The following is a 26921-nucleotide window of genomic DNA, read 5'->3' as shown; positions in this document are numbered from 1 at the left end:
GGGCTTCCAGCTTGCGTCGATACCAGCGTGGGTCGGCTTGACCTGGGGCCCCTTGCGCGTGCCCGTGGGCCTCACGGGGGCACGGGATGAAACTCCGGCCCTCGCGGGAAGCGTATGGCACGCGCACCCCAGGTAAAGCCGACCGTCCCAGCCTTGGCTTGCTTTCGCTGGAACCGTTGGGGGATAAGGGAAAAGTTCACTCCGTAGAGCCATGATCGACTATTTGCAGAAGCTAAAATAGAGGTATGGCCCCTGCCGATATCGAAGACGAACTCGTCGCCGCCTACGCCGCGATCGGTAAGGCTGTCGCGGACTTCGCCTCAACCCTGATGAAGCTCTATGACGACCTGGATCCGCAAGTGCAGCAGTATGCCGGGGATGTCCTCATGCCCCTGCTGCATGTCTCCCAGGTCAAGGGCAACAAACTCATCGACCGCGCCATGTCGCTGGTGGAGCACCCGGCGGTGTTGGAAGCGTTGTCGGACGGTCGGATCGACGAGGGCAAGGCGCTGATGATCATCGATCAGGTCAGTGTCCTCGACGCCGCCAACCAAGCGATCGCCGAACCCGTGCTGATCAACCACGCCGCGACGCATAACTACACGGCGAGCCAGCGGTATGCCCGGCGCTATGTCCTCAAGCTCGACGCTGAAGCAGCCCTGCGCCGTCATGAGGAGAAGCGCAAGCAGCGGTTGGTGGAGAAGTTCAACCTCGACGACGGCATGGCCTCCCTGCGCGTCGTCCTCCCGGCCCTCGACGCGGCCTTGGCCTTCGATCGGATCGACCGGATCGCCCGGGCACTGCCGAAGGATGACCGAACGCTGGATCAGAAGCGGTCGGATGTCGCGGCGGATTTGTTGATGGGCAGGGAAACACCCGCCCCGCAGGGTGAGGTGTGCGTGAACCTGACGATGCCGATCACCAACATCCTGGGCCTGACCACAGACCCGGTGATGCTGGCCGGGTACGGGCCGCTGCCCGCGCCGATCGTGGCGGATGTGGCGGCGAATGGGATCTGGAAGCGCATCCTGACGGACCCGGTGACGGGGATGGCTGAGCACATCACCACCTACCGGCCCACCGTGGCGCAGCGGGAGTTGATCAATGCGCGGTATCCGACGTGCACGATGGTCGGCTGCAACCAACCGGCGCACCGTTGCGACGTGGATCATTGTTGTCCCTTCGATGGCAGCAACACCACGGTCGCGAATCTGCGGCCGAAGTGCAGGCACCATCACCGGATGAAGACGCACTCGAACTGGTCCTGCGAGAACCGGCCCGATGGGACGCATGCGTGGACGACGCCCAGCGGCAAGGTGATCGAGACCGAACTCGAACCGATCGCCGAACCCGCGCCCTTCTAACGGACGTCGTACGCCGCTGCCATCGCGCGCGCAGTCGCGGCCAAGCGTTCTCGCAACTCAGGGGGCGCAAGGACTTCAGCATCGGCACCGAGCTTCAAGACCTCGGTGTGGCCGATCTCCACGGTCTCGATGGGCAGGTCGGCGGTCACCCAGCCGTCAGCGTCAGGTTCCCCCGCGGTCGCGCGCACCACTCGTTTCTCGTGGAAACCCAGGACGTACGGCACCTTCGCCATCCCGGCGGGCGAGAGGCGGATGCGGGCGGTGATGCGGTACTGCTCGGCCTCGAAGCGCTCGGCCCACTCCTTCCAGAACGTGGCCAGGTCGAAGTCCTTGGGGCGCTCGAACGCCGAACCGGTGTCGACGACCTCCAGCACCCGGGAGACGCGGTAGGTCAGGTCGCGGGAACCCGAGCGGGCGACGAGGTACCAGACGCCGCCCTTCAGCACGACGCCGAGCGGCCAGAGGGTGCGCTCGATCTCGGGTGGGTCGCCCCAGCGGCGGTAGCGGATGCGGACGACCCTGTTGTCCCACACGGCGTTTGCGAGTTCGGACAGGCACGGCACACCTTCGGACTCGCGGAACCACACCCGCACGTCGAGGTGGAAGCACTCACGGATGCGACCGGCGCGCGAAGCCAGCTCCGGGGGTAGGGCGGCCATCAGCTTCAGCTGGGCGGCGGTCAGCTCGGCGCCGAGGCCGAGATCTGTTGCGGGGCCGGGCATCCCGGTGAACGCGAGGGCCTCCGCCTCGGCACCGGTGAGGCCGGTGAGGCGGGTGCGGTAGCCGTCCAGGAGCTGGTAGCCGCCTGCCCTGCCCTGGTCGGCGTAGACGGGGACACCCGCGGCGGACAGGGACTCGATGTCGCGGTAGACGGTGCGCGGGGACACCTCCAGTGCCCGCGCGAGTTCGGTCGCGGACATCCGCCCACGGGTCTGCAACAGCATCAACAACGACAGCAATCGACCGGCACGCACGAGAGAAGTCTGTCATTCAGGTGGACGCGGCGCCGTGCACGACGAGGGTGCCCTTGCCCTGGCGCTTGGCGGCGTACATCGCGGCGTCGGCGCGGCTGAGGAGGTCGTCGGGCGACAGGTCGGGGTCCATGGCGCCGAAGCAGACCAGGCCGATGCTGGCGCGCACCATGCGGTTCTCACCCCGGATGCCGTAGGGCGCCTCCAGCACGGCGAGCACCCGCGCCCCCACCTGCTCGGGGTCGCCGTCACCGGTGGTGATCAGCACGGCGAACTCGTCACCGCCGAGCCGGGCAACGACGTCCTCGGCCCGCACGGCGGCGCGCAGCCTGCCCGCGACGGCGCACAGGACCTCGTCGCCGACGGCGTGGCCGTAGCGGTCGTTGACGGTCTTGAAGTCGTCGACGTCGACGAACAGCAGGATCAGCGGCTGCGAGGACCGCAGCGCGGTACCGAGGCACTCCTGGAACAGCGCGCGGTTGGCCAGGCCGGTCAGCGGATCGTGGTAGGCCTGGTACTGCAGCTGTTTCTGGCTCTGCCGGATCTCCTCCAGTAAAGCCACGTTGTCCGTCATCGTGATCAGCTGCCGGACGATCACCAGCGCCACCACGGCGAGTCCGAAGTAGACCTCGGTGGGACCGAGCCGGACGCCCGTCGCGGTGCCGACGCCGACGAACATGCCGGTGATCAGCAGCGGCAGGTAGGGCACGGCCAAGTGCAGGTAGTCGCCGGTGCGCAGCGGGTCGGGGCCGGGCTCGCGCAGCGGCGCGGTCGGCGCCCACGGGGCGAGCGCGTAGAACACCGGGCACGCCATGAAGCCGATGTCGGCCCAGGGCGGGATGCTCGCGGCCCCGTTGGCGACGAGGTAGGTGAAGATCCAGCCGGACGTGCTCTGCGCGACGAAGGCCAGGCCGAGGAACAGTAAGGGCAGCTGCCACGCCACCCGGTGCCGCCGCGCGACCAGCAGCACCAGCACGATCACCACCAGGTACAGCGTCGGGTGCAGCACGGTGGTGAGCAGCCCGGCCAGGTCGGAGGTCCAGATCCGCACCACCGACTCGCCCGCGGTCACCAGGGTCAGCACCAGGATCGCGCCGAGGATGATCAGCCCGTCCAGCACCCGCAGCCACGGCCCGCGCGGCCGGGGCGTGGTCGACGGGCGCTGCCCCCTGGCCATGGTGAGCACCGCGAACAGCGCGAACACCGGGGTCATCATGAAGCCGATCGGGGCCAGGGTGGAGGCGGGCAGCCCGATCCCCATGAACACCAGGCCCCAGGTCCAGGTCACCAGCCCGATGGTCAGGCTGGTCATCGCCCCGGCCATCCACAGCCGCCACCTGCGGTCGGTGCCCTCGGTGCGGCGCGCGGTCAGCAGGAACCCGGCGAGGGCCGCCACCGAGGCGAACACCTGGCTGAACTTGTCCACCGCCTGCGTGGTCGCCGGGTCCAGCCCGCCGAAGACGACCACGAGCACCACGGCGGTCAGCGCCGCGGTCGCGGTCGCTGCCAGCAGGGCGAACTTCTTCGGCGACATTATTTCGTGACCATTCAGCAAGAATTCAGGCGGCCGACAATTACCCACTGTAGTAATCCGGAAAAACAGTGTCGACCACCCTCGCACGGTTTCGCCGCATTATCCCGATCACGTCAGCTGATCGGTCTAGTGCCCACCGTGACCTGCATGTTGCACCGGCATGGAGGTGACAGGGAAAAGGATTGGACCGGACCCGGCGCCACCCGGCGCAAATCCGTCCGAGTGGCACCTGCCCGAATGGAGCACAGCGGTAAGCACGCGCAGTATCAGGTGTGCGCCCCGCCCAGTTGCAGCGCGGTCACGCCGAGCACGACGAGTGCGAACCCGACGAGTTGCAGCCAGCTCAGCGTCTCCTGGAAGAACAGGTACCCGGCGAGCGCGACCAGGCCGACACCGACGCCGGACCAGATCGCGTACGCCGTGCCCACCGCCATCCCCTGGTTCAGCGACAACGAGAACAGGAAGAACGCGACGCCGTAGCAGACCAGCACGACCACCGTCGGGACGAGCCTGCTCATGCCCTCGGAGAGCTTGAGCGCGACCGTGCCGGTCACCTCGCACAGGATCGCCGCCGCCAGCAGCAGGTACATCACGCCGAGTCACCCCGGGCGGCGCGCTCGGCCTCGGCGCGGTGCGCGGAGACCTCCTCGGTCGGGATCGCCCTGGCCGGCCGGGTCAGCAGCGCCCGGACCAGCGCCGGGTCCACCTTCGGCTCGCGCGCCGCGGTGAGCAGCCCGTTGGTCTCCTGCTCGGTGTCGGTGAGCTGGGTGTAGCAGAACCCGGCAAGCCGGTCACTGGCCAGCAGCGCGCCGACCAGGTCCTCCAGCCGCTCCAGCAGCGCCTCCGGGGAGTCCACAGTGGAGTAGCCGAACCAGTTGTCCCCCTTGGCCGGGACGTAGCTCAGCCCGCCGAACTCGGTCAGCATCACCGGCTGGCCCTCGTTGAGCCGGTCGTCCAGCAGCACCCGCAGCCCACCGGGCCTGCCCTCGCCGAGCGCGCGCCTGATCGCCTCCGGGTCGGAGTAGCGCTCCCGCAGCGACGCCCCGCTGGGCGCGTAGTCGTGCACGCCCCAGATATCGCTGACGGTGTGCTCCCAGCCGTCGTTGGCGATCACCGGCCGGGTCGGGTCGATGGACTTGGTCAGGTGGTAGAGCGCGGTGGCGAAGTGCCGCTGGTCGGCGCGCTCGGCGATCTGCGGCACCCCCCAGCTCTCGTTCAGCGGCACCCAGGCCACCACGCACGGGTGGCTGCGGTCGCGGCGCAGCACCTCGATCCACTCGCGGGTCATCCGCTCCACGGTGGCGGTGGAGAACTGGTAGGCGTCGGCCATCTCGCCCCACACCAGCAACCCGAGCCGGTCGCACCAGTACAGGAAGCGCGGGTCCTCGACCTTCTGGTGGATGCGCGCCCCGTTGAAGCCCAGCTCCTTGATCAGCTCCACCTCGCGGCGCAGCGCCTCACCGTCCGGCGCGGCCAGGTGCGACTGCGGCCAGTAGCCCTGCTCCAGCACCATCCGCAGGAAGTACGGGCGCCCGTTGAGCAGGAACCGCCCGTCCGCGGTGTCCACCGAGCGGTAGCCGAAGTAGCTGTGCACCTCGTCGACCACCGCGCCGTCGGCGTCCAGCAGGGTCAGCTCGGCGTCGATCAGGTTCGGCGACTCCGGCGACCACATCAGCGCGTGCAGGTGCTGGCCGTGCCGCGCGGCCGGGATCGCGATGTCCCGCACGCTGACCTGGTCGAGCACCCGGTGCGACTCCTCGGCCAGCAGCTGCGCGCCGCACCACAGCCGCACCCGCAGGTACAACGGGGTCGCGGGCGGACCGGCCACCGCGGCCTCCAGCCGGACCCGCGCCTGGGTCAGGTCCGGGGTCCACTGGATCTCCGAGAGGTGGTTGGCCGGGACCGGCTCCAGCCACACCGGCTGCCAGATCCCGGTGGTGCGGTGGTACCAGATCGCGTGCGGCTCGGGCAGCCAGTCCTGCTTGCCGCGGGTCTGCGTGGGGTCCTCGGCCTCGTCCTGCGCCCGGACCACGATCACCTGCTCGTCGGCGTCGTGGTCGAGCGCGTCGGTGATGTCGGCGGTGATCGGCGTGTGCCCGCCGACGTGCTCGGCGACCAGCGCGCCGTTCACCCACACCCGCGCGTGGTAGTCCACCGCGCCCAGGTGCAGCAACAGCCGCCGCCCGGCGAAGTCCTCGCCCAGCTCGCTGATGGTGAAGGTCCTGCGGTACCAGACGATCGTGTGCGGCGACGGATCGTGCACGCCGGAGCGCTCCGACTCCGGCGGGTACGGGACCAGGATGTCCCGGTCGAAGCCGGTTTCCGTGTGCTGCCACCCCTCAGCGAGGCCCTGGTCGGCGTCGTCGTAGCCGAACCGCCACGGGCCACAGAGGTCGATCCAGTGCTCTCGGACCATCCTCGGACGGGGGTGGAGCTCGTCCACGGGCACAGCCTCCTCGGTAGCGGGGTGGGCGGCCCACTCTATTCAGTCCACGCCGATGTCCTCGTTCCACAGTCCCGGGTTGGCGGCGATGAAGCCCTTCATCAGCTCGTAGCAGCGCGCGTCGTCGAGCAGCACCACCTCGACCCCGGCCTCGGCCAGCCACTCGTGCTGCCCGGTGAACGTGCGCGACTCGCCGACGACCAGCCTGCTGATCCCGAACTGCCGGACCAGCCCGCTGCAGTACCAGCAGGGCGACAGCGTGGTCACCATCGTCGTGCCGCGGTAGCCGCGCTGGCGGCCCGCCGCACGGAACGCCGAGGTCTCCGCGTGCATCGACGCGTCGTCGTCCTGGACCCGCCGGTTGCGCCCCCTGCCGAGCAGCCGCCCGTCCGCACCGAACAACGCCGCCCCGATCGGGATCCCGCCTTCCGCGCGCCCCGCCTCGGCCTCGGCAAGGGCGACGTCGAGCATGCGCACCGCATCGCTGTGTTCCATAACGCCATGATGCTCCGCTCCGGGCAATCCGGATGAACCATTCCGCCACCGCCACTAGCGTCTGCGGCATGCGCCCAACCCTGCCGATCGAGACCGATCGCCTGCTGCTCCGCGCGTTCACCCCGGACGACTTCGACGCCCTCCACGACATCCGCTCCCGCCCGGACGTGGTCCGCTACCTCTACTTCGACGTGCAGTCGCGCGAGGACGTGCGGGAGTCGCTGGCCAAGCGGCTGGACCAGTGGCACCTGGAGAAGGAGGGCGAGGCCCTGGTGCTCGCGGTGGAGCGCAAGGACACCGGCCGGCTGATCGGCGACGTGGTGCTGTTCTGGCACAGCGAGGTCCACAAGCGCGGTGAGCTGGGCTTCGTCTTCCACCCCGACCACCACGGGCACGGCTTCGCCGGAGAGGCCGCGCGCGAGGTGCTGCGCCTGGGCTTCGAGGAGCTGGGCCTGCACCGCATCGAGGGCCGCTGCGACGCCCGCAACACCGCGTCCGCGCGGCTGCTGGAGCGGCTCGGCATGCGTCGCGAAGGGCTGTTCCTGGAGAACGAGTTCGTCAAGGGCGAGTGGTGCGACGAGCTCGTCCTCGCGGTGCTCGACCGGGAGTGGAAGGGAGCACGAGCGTGAGCCTGGGCATAACCGTCCCCTTGGGACAGCCGCTGCACGAGCACGCGGACCTGCTGCGCCGCTTGTACGACAGCGGCTACACCGACTTCTGGAGCAGCGAGACGGCGGCGCTGGACGCGTTCACACCGCTGGCGTACGCGACGGCGGTGCTGCCGGAGGCGCGGTTCGGCACGGCCATCGCGTCGGTGTTCACCAGGGGCCCCGCGCTGCTGGCGATGAGCGCCGCGGCGATGGCCGAGGCCGCTCCCGGCCGGTTCACCCTGGGCATCGGCGCCTCCTCCCCCGCCATCGCGCAACGGTGGAACGCGGTGCCCTACGAGCGGCCGTTCAGCCGCGTGCGCGACACCCTGCGCTTCCTCCGCCCCGCGCTCGCCGGTGAGCGGGTCGACCGGTCCTACGACACCTTCCAGGTCAGCGGTTTCCGGCTGGAGCGCCCGGTGTCACCGACGCTGCCCATCGTCGTGGGGGCGTTGCGGGAGCGCATGCTCGGCCTGGCGGGAGCCGAGGGCGACGGCGCGGTGCTGAACTGGCTGTCCGCCTCGGACGTCGCCAAGGCGGCCCCGATCGTGGGCCCGGGCAAGCAGCTCGTCGCGCGGATCTTCGTGTGCGTCTCGGAGAACGCGGACCTGGTGCGCTCGGCGGCGAAGCGGTTGATCGCCGGCTACCTGACCGTGCCCGCCTACGCGGAGTTCCAGCGGTGGCTGGGCCGCGGCGAGGCGCTGGGTCCACTGTGGACGGCGTGGGCGGCCGGCGAGCGGAAGACCGCGGTCGCGGCGGTGCCGGACCGCGTGGTCGACGAGCTGGTGGTGCACGGCAGCCCGGAGGAGTGCGCGGCGCACGTCCGGCGCTACGCCGAGGCCGGGATCACCACGCCGGTGACCATGTTCCTGCCGCTGGACCCGTCCCGGGACCTCGCGCGGGACGTGCTGGCCCTCGCGGCGGCCTACTGATACGAGAAGGGCCCCGGCCGGAGCCGGGGCCCTTCCGCGTCAGCCTGGTGTTCAGCTCGCGACGGAGACGCCCATGGAGCGGGCGCAGCCGGCGACGATCTTCTCGGCGGCGTCGACGCTGGTGGCGTTCAGGTCCGGCATCTTGCGCTCGGCGATCGCACGCACCTGGTCGGCGCTCAGGGTGCCGCCGGACTTGTGACCGGGCTGCTCGGAGCCCTTCTGCGCGCCCAGCGCCTGACGGATCAGGAAGCTGGTCGGCGGCGTCTTGTAGCGCAGCGAGTGGGTGCGGTCCTCGTAGACCGTGACCACGACCGGGACGATCTCGCCCCGGTGCGCGGCGGTGGCCTCGTCGTACTCGAGCTTGACGCCACGGGTGTTCACACCGGTCGGACCCAGCATCTTGCCGAGGTCGACCATAGCGGCGTTGCCGGCCTCCAGTTCGAGCGTCGCCTCGAACGTCACGCGCAACTTCTTCTTGGGCGGCATTCCGCGAACCCCTTGTCCTATTACTACTGGTGTCAACGTCAGTGGGGGAGCCTAGTCCAGCCAGCGGAAGCGGCGGTCAGCACCCCGGTCGCTGGCACTTCAAGCCAGCAGCTCAGAGCAGTCTAACACCGCTGAGAGGGCTCTCCGAACCACCCCGCGCCTCACCCCAGCGACCCCAGGTGCGGGCGCACCGTGCCGGAGAAGCGGTCGCCGGAGGACTTGTCCCAGTTGATCGACCAGGTCATCGCTCCGCGCAGGTCAGGATAGGTCCGGGACGGTTTGAAGCTGCCGCAGTTCGTGCCCTTCGCCAGGCAGCTGAGCGCGTTGTTGACCACACCGGGGTCGACGTAGCCGCTGCCCGCCCCGGAGGGCGATGCCGGCAGGCCGAGCGCGACCTGGTCGGCCCGCAGCGTCTCCAGCAGGATGCACGCCTGCGCGGTGATGAAGTCGACCCCGCCCTGCGAGTAGACCTTGCCGTCGCAGCCGTTCATCGAGCCGGAGTTGTAGTACTGCATGTGCACGACCGTGGTGATGTCCTTGATCTTCGCCAGCAGCTGGAGGTAGCGGCCGCCCGGCTGCGTGTCGATGGTCTGCGGGGCCATGGTCAGCACGAACCCGGCGCCGATGCGCTGCTGGAGCTGGCGCGATGCCGCGGCGACGTTGTCGACGTGCATGCCGTGCTCGAGGTCGATGTCCAGGCCGTCCACGCCGAACTTCCGGATCAGCGCCTCCATGGAGGAGACGAAGTTGGCCACGTTCGCCGAGCTGCTCAGGTCGACGTTGCCCTTCTCCCCGCCGACCGAGAAGACGAACTTCTTGCCCTGCGCCCGTTTCGCGGCGATGTCGGCGATCATGTCCGCGTCGGAGTAGCCGCCGAGCGCCGACGACAGCCCGGAGTCGACTTTGAACGTCACCGCGCCCGGCTTCGCGGGATCGGCGTCGGCGAAGGCGATCGCGATGATGTCGTAGTGGTTGTTGACGTCGCGGATGCGCAGAGGTGCCGCGCCGTTGACGAAGTTCTGCCAGTAGCCGGTCAGCAGGTGCTTGGGCAGCGCGGGGTTCGGCTCCGACTCACGCCCGGTGGTCGCGCTGATCGTGGACGACCGCGCGGACTCCCCCGCTCCGTTGTAGGCCGTCACGGCGTAGGTGTGCGTCGTGGACGGCTTGAGCCCGGTGTCGGTGAAGCTGGTGCCCGTGGCGTCGCCGGCCTTCACACCGTCGCGGTAGACGCTGTACCCGTCCGCACCCGCGACCGCGCTCCAGGCAAGGGAAATCGTGTTGGCGGACGATCCGGTCGTCGACAGTCCACTCGGGACTGACGGCAGCTCCGGCCGGCCTCCTGACGCGCCGTCCAGGACGACGTCGTCGACCTGGTAGGCGGGTTGGCCGTACCAGCCGTGGGTGAACACGCCGACGCTCGTGGTGCTCGCGCCCGTGGTGAAGCTGAGGGAGAACTGCGTCCAGTCCGCACCGCCCGGCGTCCAGGTGCTCGTCTCGGTCATCCCGGCGCCGCCCGCGCCGAGGTAGACGAGGCTGCCCCTGACCCACGCGGAGAGCTTGTACGTGGAATTCGGCTGGACGCGGACCGTCTGCGTGCAGCGGGCCTGGTCCTGCCCGGCCGGGGTCGCCGAGAGCGCGTGCTCCCCGGTGCGCGCCGTGCCGGTCACCGTGCCGCTGGTGCACGACCAGCCCGCGAGCGTGCCGGTTTCGAACCCGGGATTGGACACCAGGTTCACCGAAGATCCGCTTGCGGGATCGAGCATTGTCACAGTGGCTGCCGCGGGTGTCGCCAGGGCCGCGACGACGAGCGCCGACATGGCCAGTGCGCGGAACATGCCCCACCTCCAGATCAGTGCTGGACGGCGGCGGCGTTTCCCGAAAATGGACTAGACCATTCCACGCTGTCAAGGATGTGAACCCGGTTGGTCCATTCGAGACGTCTCCGTGCCGCGGGGTGACTACCATTCGCTGCGCCGACCGGGCGAACGAACGGGGGACACCGAGATGGCGATGACCTGGCAGCAGCCCGGGCCCTACCAACCACCGTGGTCCGGCCCACCGCCGCAGCGGGTCAGCCCCGGGGTGCTCGCGGGGGTCAGCGCGTGGCGCCTGCTCATCGTCGTGTTCGCCCTCTACGGGTTCAGCGACGCGACCGGCTGGACCAGGAACTGGGCCGGGCTCAGCCAGCAGGCCAGCCTCGCCACCGGGATCTTCTACACCTTCCTGCTGCTGTACCCGCTGTTCACCGGCGGGCGCAGGCACGAGCCCTCCTCTCCGTGGCTTCGCGGCGCGACCACGGTGCTCCTGCTGCTGGTCATGGGCACCTTCTTCGGGGTCATGGGCGGCGATCTCGACGAGCAGCCGTTCGAGCACATCTGGACGCCGCTGGTGGTGCTGATCGACTGGATCTTCGTCGGGCGCAACCAGGCCAGGACCAAGTGGTGGTACCCGCTGACCTGGATCGCGTTCCCGCTCGCCTACCTCGTCTACTTCCTCTCGGCCGAGGTCTACCGCAAGCTCTACAAGTTCCTGAACCCGACCAAGAGCAGCTTCGCCGCCACGGTCATCAGCTTCCTGGTCGCGGTGATCGCGGTCGGCTACCTGCTCTACGGCATCGCCAAGCTCAGGGAGATGATCGCGGGCCGCGGGGGTCCGGCCGGACCGCCTGCGCAGGGCCCGAGCCCGATCTCGGCGCCCTTCCCGGCGCAGGGCGGCTACGGCCCCGGTCCCGGATACGGGCCGCAGCCGGGGTACGGCCCGCCGCCCACCGGTCCGCAGGCCGTCCCCGGTCCGCCCCCTGGTCAGGGCCCGCCGCCCGGGTACGGGCCGCCGCAGGGGCCGCCCCGGTACTGACCGGAGCCCGGTGGTCTAGACCTTGACACCGGACATACCGCCGGATATCCATGGGTTCGGACCGGTCCCGTCACACCCGGGACGGTCCCTGCTCGGGCGCCGCCGCCGCGTATGTCCGCCGCCCTGGTGCAGCGTGTGCACTCCACCGGGAAGGATCACCGTGAGATCTCCACGCATCGGCGCGCGGCTGGGCAGCGGCCTGGCCGCCGCTCTGCTGGTCGCCACCGGGTTCGCCGCGAGCGCGCCCGCCGCGCTGGCCCAGGCTCCCGCATCGGCCTACTCCGACGTCGTCCCCGCACCCGTGAAGGCCACCCCGAACGCGGCGGTGAAGTTCACGATCTCCGCGACCACCAAGATCTTCGTCCAGCCCGGCCCCGAGGCCGCGGGCGTCGGCGCGTACCTCGGTGAGCTGCTGCGCCGCCCCACCGGCTTCCCCCTGCCCGTCGTGCCCTCGGCCGCGGCGCACGCCAACGGCATCTCGCTGCTGCTGACCGGGGCCGACCCGGCCGTCGGCGACCAGGGCTACCAGCTCGACACGAGCGCGGACCGCGTGGTCATCCGCGGCACCAAGGCCGCCGGTCTGTTCGCCGGTGTGCAGACGCTGCGCCAGCTGCTGCCCGCGGCGGTGGAGAGCGCGAGCGTCAAGCCCGGCCCGTGGACGGTTCCCGGCGGCTCGGTGCTCGACCACCCGCGCTTCGGCTACCGCGGCGCGCACCTGGACGTGGCCCGGCACTTCTTCCCCGTCGAGACCGTCAAGCGCTACATCGACGAGATCGCCGCCTACAAGATCAACACTCTGCACCTGCACCTGACCGACGACCAGGGCTGGCGCATCGAGATCAAGAGCTGGCCGAAGCTGGCCACCTACGGCGGCAGCACCCAGGTCGGCGGCGGCCCCGGCGGCTACTACACCCAGGAGCAGTACAAGGAGATCATCGCGCACGCCGCGTCCCGGCAGATGACGGTGATCCCCGAGTTCGACATGCCCGGCCACACCAACTCGGCGCTGGCCTCCTACGCGGAGCTGAACTGCAACGGGGTCGCGCCGCCGCTGCGCACCGACATCGAGGTCGGCTACAGCTCCCTGTGCATCAACAAGGACATCACCTACAAGTTCGTCGACGACGTGGTGCGCGAGATCGCCGCGCTGACCCCGGGCAAGTACTTCCACCTCGGCGGTGACGAGGCGCACGCGACCTCCGATGCCGACTACAACACGTTCATGGCCAAGGTGATGCCGATCGTGGCCAAGCACGGCAAGACCGCGATGGGCTGGCACGAGGTCGCCAAGGCCAAGCCGGACGTGCCCACCTCCACCGTGATCCAGTTCTGGGACACCAAGGCGAGCAACCCCGCCGTCGCCGCTGCCGCCGCGCGCGGCAACAAGGTGCTCATGTCGCCTGCCAACAAGGCGTACCTGGACATGAAGTACAACGCCAACACCCCGCTCGGCCTGAACTGGGCCGGCTACATCGAGGTGCAGGACGCGTACAACTGGAACCCGGCCACCTACGCGCAGGGCGTCGGCGAGTCCGCGGTGTTCGGCGTGGAAGCCCCTCTGTGGTCGGAGACGCTGAAGACGTTGTCCGACATCGAGTTCATGGCCTTCCCGCGCCTGCCCGCGGTTGCCGAGCTCGGCTGGTCCCCCGCGTCCTCGCACAACTGGGACGCGTTCAAGCAGCGCCTCGGCGCCCAGGCCCCGCGCTGGGCCGCAGGGGGCGTCAACTACTACAAGTCCCCCCAGGTCCCGTGGCGCACTCCGGTCACCGGTGCCTGTGACAACCCGGCCTGGGCAGCAACCTCGGTCTACACCGGCGGAGCCCTTGTCTCCCACGGCAACCACGAGTGGCGCGCCAGGTGGTGGACCCGCGGCGACGAGCCCGGCACCACCGGCAGCTGGGGCGTCTGGGAAGACCTCGGCGCCTGCGCCTAGCACCGCTGTGGTGGGCTCCGGTACGCGATGTCGCCGACGTAGCTGAACGAGCACGGCGTCACCGTGTTACCGGAGACCACCACGTCGCTGATCGGCTTCACCGCCCTGATCCCGACACCGGCCCGCTTCCCGGTGCCCGAGACCTTGTTGCCGGTGATCTCGACGGTCCTGTTGGCGTCGGCGGACTTCACGTAGATCCCGCCTTCGCAGTTCTCCGCCGTGTTGTTCAGAATCCGCACGTTCTGCCAGTTGAGCGTGCCGATGCCGTCCCACCGCGCGTTGCGCACCGTGTTGCCTTCGACGAGCACCTCGCTGTGCGTCATCCCGGCCTGCGTCGTGTGCGACCCGGTGAACTGCCCGAACCCGAGCTGCGACCCCGACTTGTCGCACGTGTTGCCGCGCATCACGATGTTCCGGCACGGCGTCCCGTCCGCCTTGCCCGCCCACGTGTTCGCGCCTGTCGGCAGGTCGAGCTGCAGCGCTTCTCCGTGCCACAGCCCCTGTTTCGGGTCCGCGATCCACCCCAGCAGTGCGCAGTTGCGCACCGTCGCGTCTCGGATCGCGTTCAGCTCGATCGCGTGCCAGTGCTTGGTGTTGTAGATCGTCACGCCGTCCAGCACCACGTTCTTCGTGTGGATCAAGGTGATCACGTTCATCGGCGGTGCCTGGTCCCCCACGCCGCGCTGGAAGAAGTCCCACGTCGGGTCCCACGAACCACCCGTGATCGCGATGTTCCCCGGCGCCGCGTACCCACCCGTGCTCGCCGAGACCGCGTTGAGCACCATCGTCTTCTTCACGCCCGTCGCCGGGAACCGCGCCACGATGCGGATTCCGGTCACGTCGAGGTGCGTGTTCCCGTGGATGATCAGCGGCTCCGTGAGGAGGTAGGTCCCCTTGCCCGGCTTCGCGATGAACCGCCCCGCCGCGTCCTTCGGCCCCTTGCCATCGCGCGCCCTGTTCAACGCTTCCTGGATCACCTTGCCGCTGATGTAGTCCGGCAACGCCTCCGCCCGCGACGCTCCGAGCGCCACGGCCCCGACCGCCCCCAGAAACGCCCTCCGCGTGTATCCCATGCGCGCGACGCTAGCGCGCTCACCGCCCTTTCGGAGGAACTTTGCCGGAGCCGGAGTTGATCACTGCATCATCGATCGGTGCTCCAAGGACAAGCACGCCACCTCGAAGTCCCATCGCCCGCGGACGAACCCGTCCCGCACGTAGGCATGAACGCCCGCGAAATCCGCTCGCTTGGGCACCGAACCCGCCGTCAACGCGGTGACGTCATGGAAGGCCGGCTCTTCACCACGTCGATGTGGCCAGCGGAATGATCCGGAGAGCAGAAGAACGGGGTGGAAGCGATCTTCCCAATCCCCTCCGCGAGCGGCAGGACGTCACGATGCTCGACAGAGAACGGTGGTAACCGTCTTCGTCGTGCTCCAGCCCGAACGCAATGGGCACCGTCGGACCACTGCTCACTGGTCAATCTCGTCCGCAACCAGCTCGTGGGCACACCCCTGGCGCAATCGGCCGTTCGGACGACCGCGGGCCTTGACAGGCTGTCAGGGGTTTGTAACCTCCCTCACACACGCTGGCAATGGTCTAACTGTGGACTATTTGCGTTCCGGGCGGCGTGAAGGCTGGAGGCGGTCGGTGAGCAGGGACGCGCACTACGACGACGTCGGGCAGGGCTATCTGGAGAAGCGCCAGCTGCGCACCGGCCGGGCGGGGTGGGTGCTGCTGGCCGGGCTCGGGGTCTCGTACGTGATCTCCGGGGACTTCTCCGGGTGGAACTCCGGACTGGCGCAGGGCGGCTGGGGCGGCCTGCTGCTGGCGACCGCGTGCATGGCGCTGATGTACACCTGCATGGTCTTCGGCCTCGCGGAGATGGCCTCGGCGATGCCGGTCGCGGGCGCGGGGTACGGCTTCGCGCGGCGGGCGCTCGGGCCCCTGGGCGGGTTCGCGACCGGAACGGCGATCCTGATCGAGTACACGATCGCCCCGGCCGCGATCGTGGTGTTCATCGGCGGCTACGTGGAGTCGCTCGGGTTGTTCGGGCTCACCAACTCGTGGCCGGTCTACCTGGTCTGCTACGCGATCTTCGTCGGCGTGCACCTCTACGGCGTCGGCGAGGCGCTGAAGCTGATGTTCGTGATCACCGGGGTGGCCGTCGCCGGCCTGCTGATCTTCGTCATCGGGATGCTGCCCGCCGTCGAATGGGACAAGCTCTTCGACATCGCGCCCACCGATGCCTTCGGCGCCAGCACGTTCCTGCCGTTCGGCATCGCCGGAGTACTGGCGGCCTTCGTCTACGGGATCTGGTTCTTCCTGGCGGTGGAAGGGGTTCCACTCGCCGCGGAGGAGGCGCGCGATCCCGCCAAGGACATGCCGAGGGGCATCGTCGCGGCCATGCTGGTGCTGTTGGTGTTCGCGGCGCTGATCCTCGTCGTCGCGCCCGGCGGCGCGGGCAGCAAGACGCTGATGACCTCCGACAACCCGTTGGTGCACGCGCTGCGCGCGGCCTACGGCGGCAACTCGGTGCTGGCGAGCGTGGTCAACTACATCGGCCTCGCCGGGCTCGTCGCGAGCTTCTTCTCGATCATCTACGGCTACTCGCGGCAGCTGTTCGCCTTGTCCCGCGCGGGATACCTGCCGCGCGCGCTGTCGCTGACCGGGCGCAGGAAGACCCCGTACCTGGCGTTGATCATCCCGGCGACGATCGGCTTCGCCCTCGCGGCGATCACCCAGAACGGCGCGAAGCTGATCAACATCGCGGTGTTCGGCGCTGCCGTCTCCTACGTGCTGCTGATGGTCTCGCACATCGTGCTGCGCGTCCGCGAGCCGAACCTGCCCCGTCCGTACCGCACCCCCGGCGGCATCGCGACGACCGGTATCGCGCTCGTCCTGGCGTGCGCGGCCGTGGTGGCGACGTTCCTCGTGGACGTCGCCGCGGCCGGGGTCACGGCCGGGATCCTCCTCGCCGCGCTCGCCTACTTCTGGTTCTACAGCCGCCACCACCTCGTCGCACAGGCGCCGGAAGAGGAGTTCGAGGCGATCCGGCTGGCCGAGGCGGACCTGGAATGAACATCGACCACACGGTGTTCCGGCCGGTGCGCAGTGGCAACGCCTTCGAGGAGGCGGTCGAGCGCATCCTCCAGGCGATCAAGCTCGGGATCGTGCCGACGGGCGAGCGCCTGCCGCCCGAGCGCGAGCTGGCGACACGGCTGGGCGTCAGCCGGATGACGCTGCGCGAGGCGATCCGGGCGTTGCAGCAGGCGGGCTACGTGGAATCGCGGCGCGGGCGCTTCGGCGGCACGTTCGTCGCCTACCGGGCGAGCGCTGCCCCGCACGACCCGGACGCGCTGGCCAAGGTCGTCGCGAGCATGTCGACGGACCTCGACGACGTGCTGACCTACCGCTGCGTCCTGGAGGTCGGGGCGGCCCGCGCGGCCGCGGCGCGGACCCTCACCGCGCAGGAACGGGACCACCTGGTCACGATCCAGGCCGAGGTCGAGGGCTCGGACGAGGGGACCCACCGGCAGCTCGACTCGCGGCTGCACCTGGCGGTCGCCGAGATCACCGGATCGCCCTCGCTGGCCGCGGCGGTGGCCGACAACCGGATGCGCGTCAACGAGCTGCTGGACGCCATTCCCTTGCTGCAGCACAACATCGAGCACTCGCACACCCAGCACCGGGGCATCGTGCAGGCCATCCTGTCCGGCAACGCCGAGCGGGCGGCCACCGCGATGGCCGAACACCTGGAGGGCACCGCCGCGCTCTTGCGCGGCTTCCTGTCCTGAAATAAGGTCCATTTTCAGACCATTGGAGGCTGTCCGTGTCGCACCCCCCGTTGTCCGTCAGCCAGCTGCGGGACCTGGTCGACCGCGGCGAGATCGACACCGTCGTCCTGGCGATGACCGACATGCAGGGCAGGTTGCAGGGCAAGCGCCTCGACGCACGGCACTTCCTCGACGACGTGCTGCCGCACCACGCCGAGGCGTGCAACTACCTGCTCGCCGTCGACGTCGAGATGTCCACTGTGGATGGATACGCGATGTCGTCGTGGGAGACCGGCTACGGCGACTTCGTGCTCGACCCCGACCTCGGCACGCTGCGCCGCACCCCGTGGCAGCCGGGCACCGCGCTGGTGATCGCCGACGTCGTCTGGGAGAACGGCGATCCGGTCGCGGCGTCGCCGAGGCAGATCCTGCGCGCCCAGCTGGAACGGCTGGCCGAGCGCGGGCTGACCGCGATGGTCGGCACCGAGCTGGAGTTCATCGTCTTCCGCGACAGCTACGAGCAGGCGTGGGACAAGGGCTACGACAAGCTGGTCCCGGCCAACCAGTACAACGTGGACTACTCGCTGCTGGGCACCGCGCGGGTGGAACCGCTGCTGCGGGCCATCCGCACCGGGATGGCGGGCGCGGGCATGAAGGTGGAGTCGGCCAAGGGCGAGTGCAACCTCGGCCAGCACGAGATCGTCTTCCGCTACGCGGACGCGCTCACCACGTGCGACAACCACGGCATCTACAAGAACGGTGCCAAGGAGATCGCCGCGCAGCAGGGCATGAGCCTGACGTTCATGGCCAAGTACGACCAGCGCGAGGGCAACTCCTGCCACATCCACATCAGCCTGCGCGGAACGGACGGCGAACTGGTCTTCGCCGGTGACCGTCCACACGGGATGTCCGCAATGGCCGAGCACTTCCTCGCGGGCCAGCTCGCCGCTTTGCGCGAGCTGACCCTGCTGTTCGCGCCGAACATCAACTCCTACAAGCGTTTCGTCCCGGGCAGCTTCGCACCGACCGCCGTGGCGTGGGGCCGCGACAACCGCACGTGCGCGCTGCGGCTCGTCGGCAAGGGAGCCGGGCTGCGCATCGAGAATCGCGTTCCCGGCGGCGACGTGAACCCCTACCTCGCCGTGGCGGGGTTGATCGCGGCGGGTCTGCACGGGATCGACAACAAGCTCCCGCTGGCGGAGGAGCTGACCGGCAACGCCTACGCCAGCGACGCCGGGCGCGTGCCGACGACGCTGCGCGACGCCGCGGAGCTGTTCCGCACCAGCGAGATCGCCCGCGCCGCGTTCGGCGACGACGTCGTGGAGCACTACGTCAACGCCGCTCGGGTGGAGCAGGCGGCCTTCGACGCGGCGGTCACGGACTGGGAGCGGGTGCGTGGTTTCGAACGCCTCTGAGGCACCGATCATCGGCATCAGCACGTACCTGGAGGAGACGAGCTGGGGCGACTGGAGCCGCCGCGCCGCGCTGCTGCCGGAGAACTACCTCACCGCCGTGACCAAGGCCGGCGCGATTCCGGTGCTGTTGCCGCCGATGGATGTCGACGTGGCGGCAGTGCTGCGGCGACTGGACGGGCTGCTGCTCGCCGGGGGCGCGGACCTGACACCGGAAAGCTACGGCGCCGAAGCACATCCGAAGACAATCGGTGTCCGGCCCGACCGGGACCGTTGGGAACACCGGCTCTTGGAAGCCGCACTGTCGGTGGACATGCCGGTGCTCGCGGTGTGCCGGGGTGCCCAACTGCTCAACGTCGCGTGCGGCGGAACGCTGCACCAGCACCTGCCGGACGTGGTCGGCAACGACACCCACCGCATCTCCCCCGGCGTGTTCGGGCCCGTGCCGGTGCGGCTGGACGAGCAGCAGATGCCGGGCAGCCTGCTCGGCCCGCGAGTGAAGGTGCGCTGTTACCACCACCAGTCGCTGGACGCGCTCGGTTCCGGGCTCGTCGCCAGCGGCTGGGCCGAGGACGGCACGATCGAGGCCGTCGTGCTGCCGGACCGCGAGTTCGTGGTGGGCGTGCAGTGGCACCCCGAGGAAACCCTTGACGACGTGCGGCTGTTCGCCGCGTTCACCGAGGCTGCCAGGAGGCCGTCATGAAGGTCGTTGATCCCGCCACGGAGCAGGTGGTGACCGAGGTCGAGCTGCTGGGCGAGGCCGAGACCGACGCGGCGATCGAGCGCGCGGTCAAGGCCGGTCCGGCGTGGCGCGCCGTGGCGCCAGGCGACCGCGCCCGACTGCTGGCCCGCTTCGCCGACGCCGTGGACGCCGACCTGGAGCACCTGGCGCGGCTGGAGGTCACCAACTCCGGGCACACGCTGGGCAACGCGCGGTGGGAGGCGGGCAACGTCCGCGATGTGCTCCGCTACTTCTCCGGTGCGCCGGAACGCTTGTTCGGCAAGCAGATCCCGGTCGCGGGCGGGCTCGACGTCACCTTCCGCGAACCGCTCGGCGTCGTCGGGATCATCGTGCCGTGGAACTTCCCCATGCCGATCGCCTCGTGGGGTTTCGCCCCGGCGCTCGCGGCGGGCAACACGATCGTGCTCAAGCCCGCCGAGCTGACCCCGCTGACCGCGCTCCGGCTCGCCGAGCTGGCCCGCTCCGCCGGTATCCCCGAAGACGTCTTCCAGGTGCTTCCTGGCCGTGGATCGGTTGTCGGGCAACGCTTCGTCACGCATCCGGCAGTGCGCAAGGTGGTGTTCACCGGTTCGACGGCGGTCGGCAAGCAGATCATGGCGGGCTGCGCGGACCAGGTGAAGCGGGTGACCCTGGAGCTGGGCGGGAAGAGCGCCAACATCGTCTTCGCCGACTCCGACCTGGAGAAGGCCGCCGCTACCGCGCCGTACGGGGTGTTCGACAACGCGGGGCAGGACTGCTGCGCGCGCTCGCGCATCCTGGTGCAGCGCAGTGCCTACGACAAGTTCCTGGAACTGCTCGAACCGGCGGTCAAGGGCGTCCGCGTCCAAGATCCGTCCACTGAGGACAGCGAGATGGGTCCGCTCATCTCCGCGACCCAGCGCGACCGCGTCGCTTCCTATGTGGACGACGACCGCGTCGCGTTCCGCGGCACGTGCCCGTCCGGTCCGGGGTTCTGGTATCCGCCAACGGTTCTCCTGCCCACCGATGCGCAGGACCGCGCGTGGCGGGAGGAGGTCTTCGGTCCGGTGGTGTCCGTGCTCCCGTTCGAGGACGAGGCGGACGCGGTCCGGCTGGCCAACGACACCGAGTACGGCCTGTCCGGCTCCATCTGGACCCGCGACGTCGGGCGGGCGCTGCGCGTCTCGCGCGCGGTCGAGGCGGGCAACCTCTCGGTGAACTCGCACTCCTCGGTGCGGTTCTGGACGCCGTTCGGCGGTTTCAAGCAGTCCGGTCTCGGCCGGGAGCTCGGCCCCGACGCGCTGGACGGCTTCACCGAGGTCAAGAACGTCTTTGTGGCAACGGAGGAATGAGGGTCATGCAACGTCTCCAGGACAGGGTCGCCGTGATCACCGGCGGGGCCAGCGGCATCGGTCTCGCCACCGCGCGCCGCTTCGCCGAGGAGGGCGCGAGGGTCGTGATCGTCGACCTCGACGAGGCCGCGGGCAAGGCCGCCGCCAAGGAGGTCGGTGGCGACTTCCACCGTGCCGACGTGTCCAACGAGGAGGATGTGCGGCGCCTCTACGCGGCCGTGCACGGCATGCACGGCCGGATCGACATCGCGTTCAACAACGCGGGCATCTCGCCGCCCGAGGACGACTCGATCCTCACCACCGGCATCGAGGCGTGGCAGCGGGTCCAGCAGATCAACCTCACCTCTGTCTATCTGTGCTGCAAGTACGTGCTGCCGTACATGCAGGAGGCGGGCAAGGGCTCCATCATCAACACCGCCTCGTTCGTCGCCGTGATGGGCGCTGCCACCTCGCAGATCTCCTACACCGCGTCCAAGGGCGGCGTCCTGGCCATGAGCCGCGAGCTCGGCGTGCAGTTCGCCCGCGAAGGCATCCGCGTCAACGCCCTGTGCCCCGGCCCCGTGAACACCCCGCTGCTGCGCGAGCTGTTCGCCAAGGACCCCGAGCGCGCCGCCCGCCGCCTGGTCCACGTCCCCCTGGGCCGCTTCGCCGAAGCCTCCGAGATCGCCGCCGCTGTCGCCTTCCTCGCCAGCGACGACGCCTCGTTCATCACCGCGTCGCAGTTCCTCGTCGACGGCGGTATCTCCGGCGCTTACGTCACCCCTCTGTAGGTGCGCAGGGACGGTGTCGCGTGCAGCGGCACCGTCCTTTCGGCCTAGATCCTGAACCGCGCTTCTTCCCCGTCGATGTGCAGCAGGAAGTCCTCGACGGTCTCGCCGACCGGCCGCACCAGCACCACGGCTTCGGCGACGCGCTCGTACGCCGCTTCCCACGCTTCTTCGTCGAACGGCTCCGCGTTGAGCAGGCGGACTTCGTCCGCGAAGAGCCCGCGCACCGCTTCGAATCCGTTCCGGGGCCGCAGACGCGCCGTGAACCACGGCATGTCCACGGTGATGTCGTGCAGCTCCGCGAGGACCGTGTCCCCGGCGCGCACCATCCACACATCTGTCACGTTGCCTCACGTTAGAGCGTCAGTGGGTAGTCAACTCTGATGTTGCGCAGGGGTTTCTGCTCCACGTCGATCCACCGGGGCGGTATGAAGCTGGGTATCCCGTGCTCGAAGACGATCGTCCACTCCTGCTCGTGCATCACGTGATGGTGATACACGCAGAGCAGAACCAGGTTGTCGAGGTCGGTGGGTCCGCCGTCTATCCAGTGCCATACGTGATGAGCTTCCGTCCACGCCGGTGGCCGATCACATCCCGGGAACGCACACCCCTTGTCCCGCACGGCGAGTGCTTTGCGCTGGGCCACCGAGGCCGTTCGTCGTTCCCGACCGAGGTCGAGAGGTTCACTGTCCCCACCCAGGACGGTCGGGATGATCCCCGCGTCACAGCACATCTGCCGCACCAACCCCGCCGAAGCGGGGTCTCCGGTGGCGGTGGTGCCGCTGCCGAGCATGGCGCGGAGTTTCTCGAAGTCCATCGTCACCACCACGGTCGGCCGCCGTCCCCCGGTCTCGGGGAGATCCCGCGTGGCCATGGCCAGGTCGATGACCTCCTCGAACGCATCCGCATACCGCTGCCCCGCCGTCCGGGGATCCTTCTCCCCATCCACCGTGCGCGGTTTCGCCAGTGCATCCAGCACAGTCTTGATCTTCTGGCCGGCGATCAACGGGAAGACCCCCTTGAGGTGCAGGGACCCGTCCTGATCACTGGCCATCCGCAACTCCCGCCGAGCCACCGCCTCTTGCTCGTCCCGGAAGGTGCCGTCCGGGTCGAGGACACTGCGCAGATACTTCCCTGCCACCATCAGGTCACGCGGGTGCATCGTCGGCGCCACCCGCGCCAGGTACTGCTCGGCTTCATCCTTGCGTTCAGCAGGGACACGCTTGACCGCGTCAGAGATCACCAGCGCATGGCGGCCGCTGATCTCCCCGGCGTACATCCGCTTCCGCGTCGCAGGCAGCGCGGGGAGCTCATGCACCAAGCGGGCACGCCGCTGCGCTTCGGCAGGTTCGAGTTTCACCTTCGACCGCAACAGCACCGCCACGTTCTTACAGCTGTGCGCGGTGTGCAGCCCTTGGGATTCCGCCTCGGTCGCGGTATCGGTGGCGGCGGCGAGAACCAACGCCGCGAGGGTCTCCCAATCCTTCATCCGCTCCAGCAACACATCACCGGTCAACTTGTAGTCATCAGCCTGCGCGAGATGGTGTTTGATCAAGTGGATCAATGCCTTGGGATTCAACACTTTCACCCCCTTTCGACTCTGCTTCCATTGTCTCAGAGTGAAAGATCGACATCGAATCACGAGAGGGTGAATTCCCAGTAGCGGCAACAGTTTACATGTCTAAGTCCATTGTGGACAAACGTAGGCCGCAAACGGATCCGAGGCTTTACCTGGGGTGCGCGTGCCATACGCTTGCCACGCGGGGCCGGGATCCCTCCCGTGCCCGCCCGGCCTTTCCCGGCACGCGCAAGGGGCCCCAGGTCAAGCCGACCCCACGCTGGAAGCCCAGCCGTACCCCGCCCCCCATAATGACCCCCGTGATCAACCTCAACGGACAACGCGTGCTCATCACCGGCGCAGGCGGGAACATCGGCTCCGGCATCGCCAGGAGGTTCGCCGCCGCCGGAGCCGAGGTGATCGCCCACCACCACCACAGCGCCGCCCCCGCGAAAGCGCTCGCCGAGGAAATCCGGGGCACCACAACCAAAGCCGACCTCACCGACCCCCTACAGCTCCAGCGCATGATCCACGAAATCGCCCCCGTCGACGTCCTCGTCAACAACGCCGCGGTCCAGACGGTCCGCCCGCTCAAGGACACCACCGCCGAAGACTGGCGCGAGATCGTCGACACCAACCTCAACGCGGTCTTCGCGCTCACCCAAGCCGTCGTGCGCACGATGATCCCCAACGCTCGCGGCTCGGTCATCACGATCGCCTCGATCGAAGGCACACATCCCGCCGAGGGGCACGCGGCCTACGCCACCACCAAGGCCGCGGTCCTCATGCACACCAAGGCCGCCGCCTTGGAGTACGGCCGCTTCGGCGTTCGCTGCAACGCGGTCTCCCCGGGGCTCATCGGCCGCCCGGGCATCGAGGAGCAGTGGCCGGAGGGGGTGGCGCGGTGGCGGGCCGCGGCGCCGTTGCACCGGCTGGGCACTCCGGAGGACGTGGGCAACGCGTGCGTGTTCCTGGCCTCCCCGCTGGCCGAGTGGATCACGGGGCAGAATCTCGTCGTGGACGGTGGAGTGTCCACACACCCGACCTGGTAGGGACAACGTGACGTACCACGAGATCGTCGACGCGCTCGGGCTCCAGCCGCTGCCGGTGGAGGGCGGGTTCTGGGCGCAGACCTGGCTCAGCGAGGACTGCTCGGGCATCTACTACCTGATGACCGCGCAGGACTTCTCCGGGATGCACCGGCTCAAGCACCTGGAGATCTTCAGCTACCACGCCGGGGCGCCCGCGCAGATGGTGCTGCTGCACCCGGACGGGCGGGTGGAGCGGCCGGTGCTGGGGCCGGACCTGGCGGCGGGGCAGCGCCCGCAGGTCGTGGTGCCGCCGGGGGTCTGGCAGGGCAGCCGCAGCACCGGCGAGTGGAGCCTGCTGGGCACGTTCATGTCGCCGCCGTACTCCGACGACTCGGTGGACTTCGGCCGCGCCGACGAGCTGGCCGCGGACTATCCCGAGCACGCCGAGGAGATCACCGGCCTGTGCCGCTTCTGAGGCGGAGCCGGGTCCGCGGGGTATCCTCGAACGGTGCCGAAGATCATCGGGGGATCCCTCGCCGCGCACCGGGAGCAGACCCGGCAGCGGATCTTCGACGCGTTCGCCGGGCTGATGTACGAGCGCGGGTTCGACCGGATCACCCTCGCCGACATCGCCTCGGCCGCCGGGGTGGGGCGCACCGCGATGTACAACCACTTCCCGGACAAGGAGGCGCTGCTCGTCGCCTACGCGGCGGCGGAGACCGAGCGCTACGTGGTGCGCCTGCGCGCCGCGCTGTCCGAAGTGGACAACCCGGTGCGGCGCCTGGCCACCTACGTGCGCTTCCAGCTGCGCGAGGTCGCCGCGCACCACATCCCGCCGGGCCCCGCGCTGCGCTCGCTGCTGCCGCAGTCCGCCTACGGCCAGGTCGTCGAGCACGTGCGCGACCTGGAGCAGGAGCTGCGCGGCATCCTGCGCGCCGGGATCGACCAGGGCTACCTGCCCCAGGCCGATGTCGACGGCCTGATCCCGCTGATCAACGCCTGCCTGTCCGGCGGCACCGGGGACGCCGAGCTGACCACGCTGTTCGTCCTGCGCGCGGTGGGCGCGCGGCTGAACGCCGACGGGTCGGCGCGCAAGCTCCCGCGCAAGCGCTGATCCGGGGTCTTGCCACCCCTCCACGCCCAGGTTAGGTTGGCCTAACAAGGGCGTTTTCCTGACGCCTCGTCAGATTGATATGACATACTGTCAGAACACTGAGGAGGCGCGATGGCGATCACGGAGGCGACGGGCTTCGCCGAGCTGCTCAAGGAAGCCACCGACGAGGCGCACCGGCGGGCCGAGCGGACCGCGGTGATCGGCGCACTCGCGGAGGGCAGGCTGCCGGTCGAGGGCTACACGGCCATGCTCGCCCAGCACTACTTCTTCTACGACGCGCTGGAGCAGGCCGCCGAGGTCATGCGCGCCGACCCGGTCGCGGGGGCGTTCGTGCACGACGAGCTGACCCGGCTGCCGGCGCTGGCCAGGGACCTGGCCGCGCTGATCGGCCCGGACTGGCGCGAGCGGATCACCCCGGGCGAGGCGACGCTGCGCTACTGCGCGCGCATCCACGAGGTGTGCTTCGACTGGGCGGGCGGGTTCGTCGCCCACCACTACACCCGGTACCTGGGTGATCTCTCCGGCGGGCAGATCCTGCGCACCCTGCTCAACCGGCACCTGGGCCTGACCGAGGAAACCGGGCTGAGCTTCTACCGCTTCCCCGGCATCCCCAAGGCGCCGGTGTTCAAGGCGCGCTACCGGCGGTTGTTGGACGACGCGCCGTGGGACGCCGCCGAGCAGCAGCGCATCGCCGCCGAGTCCCGGCTGGCCTTCGAGCTGAACACGGCGATCTTCGAGGAGCTCGGCGCCCGCTTCTGCTAGGCGATAGCCTCACCGTCGCACATCGCCGACGAGAGGAACATGCCGATGCGGGGACGGTTGTGGGTGTCGCTGGTGGCGTTGACGCTGCTCACGGGATGCGGGGGGACGGCGGCGAAGGATCCCGCCAAGAAGACCTCGATCGCCGACTTCGAGGTGAAGCCGCTGGCGGTCGGCACCGTCAAGCCGTGCTCGTTGGTCACCGCCCAGCAGGCAGGTGAGCTGGGCCTGGTGTCGGCGAAGTCGGACCAGTCCGGCTTCCCCCGCGAGGGTCGCCCGCAGACGCCGACCACCTGTTTCTGGGCCGACAGCGAGGGCACCTCGCTCGACCTCCAAGTGCACGAGAGCGACAGGGCCGTCTCCCTCGCGCAGTCACAGGGCGAGAAGGCGCCGATCAAGGGCTACCCGGCCAGCACCCTGGACATCCAGGGCAAGTCGTGCCGCGTGTCCGTCGCCGTCTCCGACGACTACTACCTGGTCTTCCAGACGCTGGCCAGCAACAAGCCGGACGGCGCGTGCGCGCTCGGCCGCAGGGCCGCGGAGGTCGCCATCGGCAACGCCCCGACCGGCTAGAGCGCCCGCGAGACCAGCCGGGCCTTCTCGCCGAGGACGGCGATCACGTCGCCGTGGACGAGCTGCTTGCCGCGGCGGGTCTCCTCGCGGCCGTTGACGGTGACCTCGCCGTCCTCGATCAGCGCCCGCGCGTGCACCCCGTCCTCGGCGAGCCCGGCCAGCTTCAGGAACTGGCCGAGCCGGATGGACTCGTCGGAGATCTCCACCTCACGGATGCTCATGGC

Annotated in this window: 27 protein-coding genes; 16 read left to right on the top strand and 11 right to left on the bottom strand. The window is 69.4% G+C overall.

The genetic code is table 11. From position 1 onward, the window contains the following. The first annotated feature begins 245 nt into the window (after window positions 1–245). Window positions 246–1364: an HNH endonuclease signature motif containing protein gene (locus BLT28_RS02180; RefSeq protein WP_083383632.1), complete on the top strand. Its 1119-nt coding sequence runs from the start codon at window positions 246–248 to the stop codon at window positions 1362–1364. On the opposite strand, the gene BLT28_RS02175 is transcribed toward BLT28_RS02180, so the two are convergent. From BLT28_RS02175 to BLT28_RS02155, 5 genes are all read right to left on the bottom strand, one after another. Further along, on the bottom strand, window positions 1361–2338 hold the full coding sequence (locus tag BLT28_RS02175) for a helix-turn-helix transcriptional regulator (RefSeq protein WP_030429119.1): 978 nt from the start codon (window positions 2336–2338) through the stop codon (window positions 1361–1363). The genes BLT28_RS02180 and BLT28_RS02175 overlap by 4 nt on opposite strands. Window positions 2339–2354: 16 nt before the next feature. Continuing rightward, the gene (locus BLT28_RS02170; protein ID WP_030429120.1) at window positions 2355–3869 is read right to left on the bottom strand and encodes a GGDEF domain-containing protein; all 1515 of its coding nucleotides are present in this window, start codon (window positions 3867–3869) and stop codon (window positions 2355–2357) included. A gap of 266 nt (window positions 3870–4135) precedes the next feature. Then, window positions 4136–4459, bottom strand: a complete 324-nt coding sequence (locus BLT28_RS02165; RefSeq protein WP_063766551.1) for a DMT family transporter — start codon at window positions 4457–4459, stop codon at window positions 4136–4138. Next, entirely contained in the window at window positions 4459–6312 is a 1854-nt protein-coding gene (locus BLT28_RS02160) for a glycoside hydrolase family 2 protein (protein ID WP_231950590.1), read from the bottom strand. The genes BLT28_RS02165 and BLT28_RS02160 overlap by 1 nt, the downstream gene beginning before the upstream one ends. Before the next feature lie 42 nt (window positions 6313–6354). Beyond that, window positions 6355–6807, bottom strand: coding sequence for a nucleoside deaminase (locus BLT28_RS02155; protein WP_030429123.1), 453 nt, complete (start codon window positions 6805–6807; stop codon window positions 6355–6357). 68 nt (window positions 6808–6875) lie between these two features. Between BLT28_RS02155 and BLT28_RS02150 the strand changes: the two genes are divergently transcribed. Both BLT28_RS02150 and BLT28_RS02145 read left to right on the top strand, forming a co-directional pair. Continuing rightward, a complete protein-coding gene (locus BLT28_RS02150; RefSeq protein WP_030429124.1) occupies window positions 6876–7436 on the top strand; it encodes a GNAT family N-acetyltransferase in 561 nt (186 codons plus the stop codon). Further along, a complete protein-coding gene (locus tag BLT28_RS02145) occupies window positions 7433–8386 on the top strand; it encodes an LLM class F420-dependent oxidoreductase (protein WP_052407206.1) in 954 nt (317 codons plus the stop codon). The genes BLT28_RS02150 and BLT28_RS02145 overlap by 4 nt, the downstream gene beginning before the upstream one ends. A gap of 51 nt (window positions 8387–8437) precedes the next feature. On the opposite strand, the gene BLT28_RS02140 is transcribed toward BLT28_RS02145, so the two are convergent. Continuing rightward, complete coding sequence (locus BLT28_RS02140) at window positions 8438–8872, bottom strand: uL11 family ribosomal protein (RefSeq protein ID WP_030429126.1); 435 nt, start codon at window positions 8870–8872, stop codon at window positions 8438–8440. Between the two features lie 161 nt (window positions 8873–9033). Next, the gene (locus BLT28_RS02135; RefSeq protein ID WP_197683951.1) at window positions 9034–10707 is read right to left on the bottom strand and encodes a chitinase; all 1674 of its coding nucleotides are present in this window, start codon (window positions 10705–10707) and stop codon (window positions 9034–9036) included. 169 nt (window positions 10708–10876) lie between these two features. On the opposite strand from BLT28_RS02135, the gene BLT28_RS39640 reads away from it, so the two are divergent. Together BLT28_RS39640 and BLT28_RS02125 are read left to right on the top strand one after the other, a co-directional pair. Further along, window positions 10877–11725, top strand: a complete 849-nt coding sequence (locus BLT28_RS39640) for a hypothetical protein (protein WP_052407207.1) — start codon at window positions 10877–10879, stop codon at window positions 11723–11725. A gap of 160 nt (window positions 11726–11885) precedes the next feature. Then, window positions 11886–13658, top strand: coding sequence for a family 20 glycosylhydrolase (locus BLT28_RS02125; protein ID WP_081900229.1), 1773 nt, complete (start codon window positions 11886–11888; stop codon window positions 13656–13658). Here the strand turns inward: BLT28_RS02125 and BLT28_RS02120 are convergent. Then, window positions 13655–14731 (bottom strand): right-handed parallel beta-helix repeat-containing protein, encoded by a 1077-nt coding sequence (locus BLT28_RS02120; RefSeq protein WP_081900230.1) that lies wholly within the window; start codon window positions 14729–14731, stop codon window positions 13655–13657. The two genes, BLT28_RS02125 and BLT28_RS02120, sit on opposite strands and share 4 nt — an antisense overlap. Before the next feature lie 574 nt (window positions 14732–15305). Here BLT28_RS02120 and eat point away from each other — a divergent pair. From eat to BLT28_RS02090, 6 genes are read left to right on the top strand one after another with little or no spacing between them, the layout of a single operon-like run. Then, on the top strand, window positions 15306–16736 hold the full coding sequence (gene eat, locus BLT28_RS02115; protein WP_030429131.1) for an ethanolamine permease: 1431 nt from the start codon (window positions 15306–15308) through the stop codon (window positions 16734–16736). Continuing rightward, window positions 16733–17452 carry a FadR/GntR family transcriptional regulator gene (locus BLT28_RS02110; RefSeq protein ID WP_030429132.1) on the top strand — a complete coding sequence of 240 codons (720 nt, stop codon included), beginning with the start codon at window positions 16733–16735 and terminating at the stop codon, window positions 17450–17452. The genes eat and BLT28_RS02110 overlap by 4 nt, the downstream gene beginning before the upstream one ends. A 35-nt stretch (window positions 17453–17487) precedes the next feature. Then, window positions 17488–18846 carry a glutamine synthetase family protein gene (locus BLT28_RS02105; protein ID WP_269459627.1) on the top strand — a complete coding sequence of 453 codons (1359 nt, stop codon included), beginning with the start codon at window positions 17488–17490 and terminating at the stop codon, window positions 18844–18846. Beyond that, complete coding sequence (locus tag BLT28_RS02100; RefSeq protein WP_030429134.1) at window positions 18827–19546, top strand: gamma-glutamyl-gamma-aminobutyrate hydrolase family protein; 720 nt, start codon at window positions 18827–18829, stop codon at window positions 19544–19546. Before BLT28_RS02105 ends, BLT28_RS02100 begins: the two co-directional genes overlap by 20 nt. Then, window positions 19543–20895: an aldehyde dehydrogenase family protein gene (locus BLT28_RS02095; protein WP_030429135.1), complete on the top strand. Its 1353-nt coding sequence runs from the start codon at window positions 19543–19545 to the stop codon at window positions 20893–20895. The genes BLT28_RS02100 and BLT28_RS02095 overlap by 4 nt, the downstream gene beginning before the upstream one ends. Before the next feature lie 5 nt (window positions 20896–20900). Then, window positions 20901–21665, top strand: a complete 765-nt coding sequence (locus BLT28_RS02090; RefSeq protein ID WP_030429136.1) for a 3-oxoacyl-ACP reductase — start codon at window positions 20901–20903, stop codon at window positions 21663–21665. Window positions 21666–21709: 44 nt separating this feature from the next. Here BLT28_RS02090 and BLT28_RS02085 read toward each other — a convergent pair whose 3' ends face one another. Continuing rightward, window positions 21710–22006, bottom strand: a complete 297-nt coding sequence (locus BLT28_RS02085) for a hypothetical protein (protein ID WP_156050832.1) — start codon at window positions 22004–22006, stop codon at window positions 21710–21712. 11 nt (window positions 22007–22017) lie between these two features. Then, window positions 22018–23244: an HNH endonuclease signature motif containing protein gene (locus BLT28_RS02080; protein ID WP_052407209.1), complete on the bottom strand. Its 1227-nt coding sequence runs from the start codon at window positions 23242–23244 to the stop codon at window positions 22018–22020. A gap of 296 nt (window positions 23245–23540) precedes the next feature. Here BLT28_RS02080 and BLT28_RS02075 point away from each other — a divergent pair, with 296 nt between their 5' ends. The 5 genes from BLT28_RS02075 to BLT28_RS02055 all read left to right on the top strand — a co-directional run bounded on the left by BLT28_RS02075 (window position 23541) and on the right by BLT28_RS02055 (window position 26697). Then, the gene (locus tag BLT28_RS02075) at window positions 23541–24272 is read left to right on the top strand and encodes an SDR family NAD(P)-dependent oxidoreductase (RefSeq protein ID WP_197683949.1); all 732 of its coding nucleotides are present in this window, start codon (window positions 23541–23543) and stop codon (window positions 24270–24272) included. Window positions 24273–24279: 7 nt separating this feature from the next. Next, a complete protein-coding gene (locus BLT28_RS02070; RefSeq protein WP_030429140.1) occupies window positions 24280–24726 on the top strand; it encodes a cupin domain-containing protein in 447 nt (148 codons plus the stop codon). A 33-nt stretch (window positions 24727–24759) separates the two neighbouring features. Then, window positions 24760–25365 carry a TetR/AcrR family transcriptional regulator gene (locus tag BLT28_RS02065; RefSeq protein WP_052407210.1) on the top strand — a complete coding sequence of 202 codons (606 nt, stop codon included), beginning with the start codon at window positions 24760–24762 and terminating at the stop codon, window positions 25363–25365. A gap of 111 nt (window positions 25366–25476) precedes the next feature. Continuing rightward, window positions 25477–26127, top strand: a complete 651-nt coding sequence (locus tag BLT28_RS02060; RefSeq protein ID WP_030429142.1) for a biliverdin-producing heme oxygenase — start codon at window positions 25477–25479, stop codon at window positions 26125–26127. A gap of 39 nt (window positions 26128–26166) precedes the next feature. Next, window positions 26167–26697 (top strand): DUF3558 family protein, encoded by a 531-nt coding sequence (locus BLT28_RS02055; protein WP_081900231.1) that lies wholly within the window; start codon window positions 26167–26169, stop codon window positions 26695–26697. Here BLT28_RS02055 and BLT28_RS02050 read toward each other — a convergent pair. Then, window positions 26694–26918: an RNA-binding S4 domain-containing protein gene (locus tag BLT28_RS02050; protein ID WP_030429144.1), complete on the bottom strand. Its 225-nt coding sequence runs from the start codon at window positions 26916–26918 to the stop codon at window positions 26694–26696. The two genes, BLT28_RS02055 and BLT28_RS02050, sit on opposite strands and share 4 nt — an antisense overlap. Between the last annotated feature and the right edge of the window lie 3 nt (window positions 26919–26921).

Origin of the sequence: Allokutzneria albata, from assembly GCF_900103775.1 — a bacterium.
Classification (GTDB): domain Bacteria; phylum Actinomycetota; class Actinomycetes; order Mycobacteriales; family Pseudonocardiaceae; genus Allokutzneria; species Allokutzneria albata.
This window is presented reverse-complemented; position numbering and strand designations above follow the sequence as displayed.

Bases quoted from the DNA above. Each gene is read 5' to 3' on its own strand.
- BLT28_RS02180 (WP_083383632.1), top strand. From the start codon at position 246: ATGGCCCCTGCCGATATCGAAGACGAACTCGTCGCCGCCTACGCCGCG.
- BLT28_RS02170 (WP_030429120.1), bottom strand. From the start codon at position 3,869: ATGTCGCCGAAGAAGTTCGCCCTGCTGGCAGCGACCGCGACCGCGGCG.
- BLT28_RS02165 (WP_063766551.1), bottom strand. From the start codon at position 4,459: ATGTACCTGCTGCTGGCGGCGGCGATCCTGTGCGAGGTGACCGGCACG.
- BLT28_RS02155 (WP_030429123.1), bottom strand. From the start codon at position 6,807: ATGGAACACAGCGATGCGGTGCGCATGCTCGACGTCGCCCTTGCCGAG.
- BLT28_RS02150 (WP_030429124.1), top strand. From the start codon at position 6,876: ATGCGCCCAACCCTGCCGATCGAGACCGATCGCCTGCTGCTCCGCGCG.
- BLT28_RS02140 (WP_030429126.1), bottom strand. From the start codon at position 8,872: ATGCCGCCCAAGAAGAAGTTGCGCGTGACGTTCGAGGCGACGCTCGAA.
- BLT28_RS02135 (WP_197683951.1), bottom strand. From the start codon at position 10,707: ATGTTCCGCGCACTGGCCATGTCGGCGCTCGTCGTCGCGGCCCTGGCG.
- BLT28_RS39640 (WP_052407207.1), top strand. From the start codon at position 10,877: ATGGCGATGACCTGGCAGCAGCCCGGGCCCTACCAACCACCGTGGTCC.
- BLT28_RS02120 (WP_081900230.1), bottom strand. From the start codon at position 14,731: ATGGGATACACGCGGAGGGCGTTTCTGGGGGCGGTCGGGGCCGTGGCG.
- BLT28_RS02110 (WP_030429132.1), top strand. From the start codon at position 16,733: ATGAACATCGACCACACGGTGTTCCGGCCGGTGCGCAGTGGCAACGCC.
- BLT28_RS02095 (WP_030429135.1), top strand. From the start codon at position 19,543: ATGAAGGTCGTTGATCCCGCCACGGAGCAGGTGGTGACCGAGGTCGAG.
- BLT28_RS02090 (WP_030429136.1), top strand. From the start codon at position 20,901: ATGCAACGTCTCCAGGACAGGGTCGCCGTGATCACCGGCGGGGCCAGC.
- BLT28_RS02060 (WP_030429142.1), top strand. From the start codon at position 25,477: ATGGCGATCACGGAGGCGACGGGCTTCGCCGAGCTGCTCAAGGAAGCC.
- BLT28_RS02055 (WP_081900231.1), top strand. From the start codon at position 26,167: ATGCCGATGCGGGGACGGTTGTGGGTGTCGCTGGTGGCGTTGACGCTG.
- BLT28_RS02050 (WP_030429144.1), bottom strand. From the start codon at position 26,918: ATGAGCATCCGTGAGGTGGAGATCTCCGACGAGTCCATCCGGCTCGGC.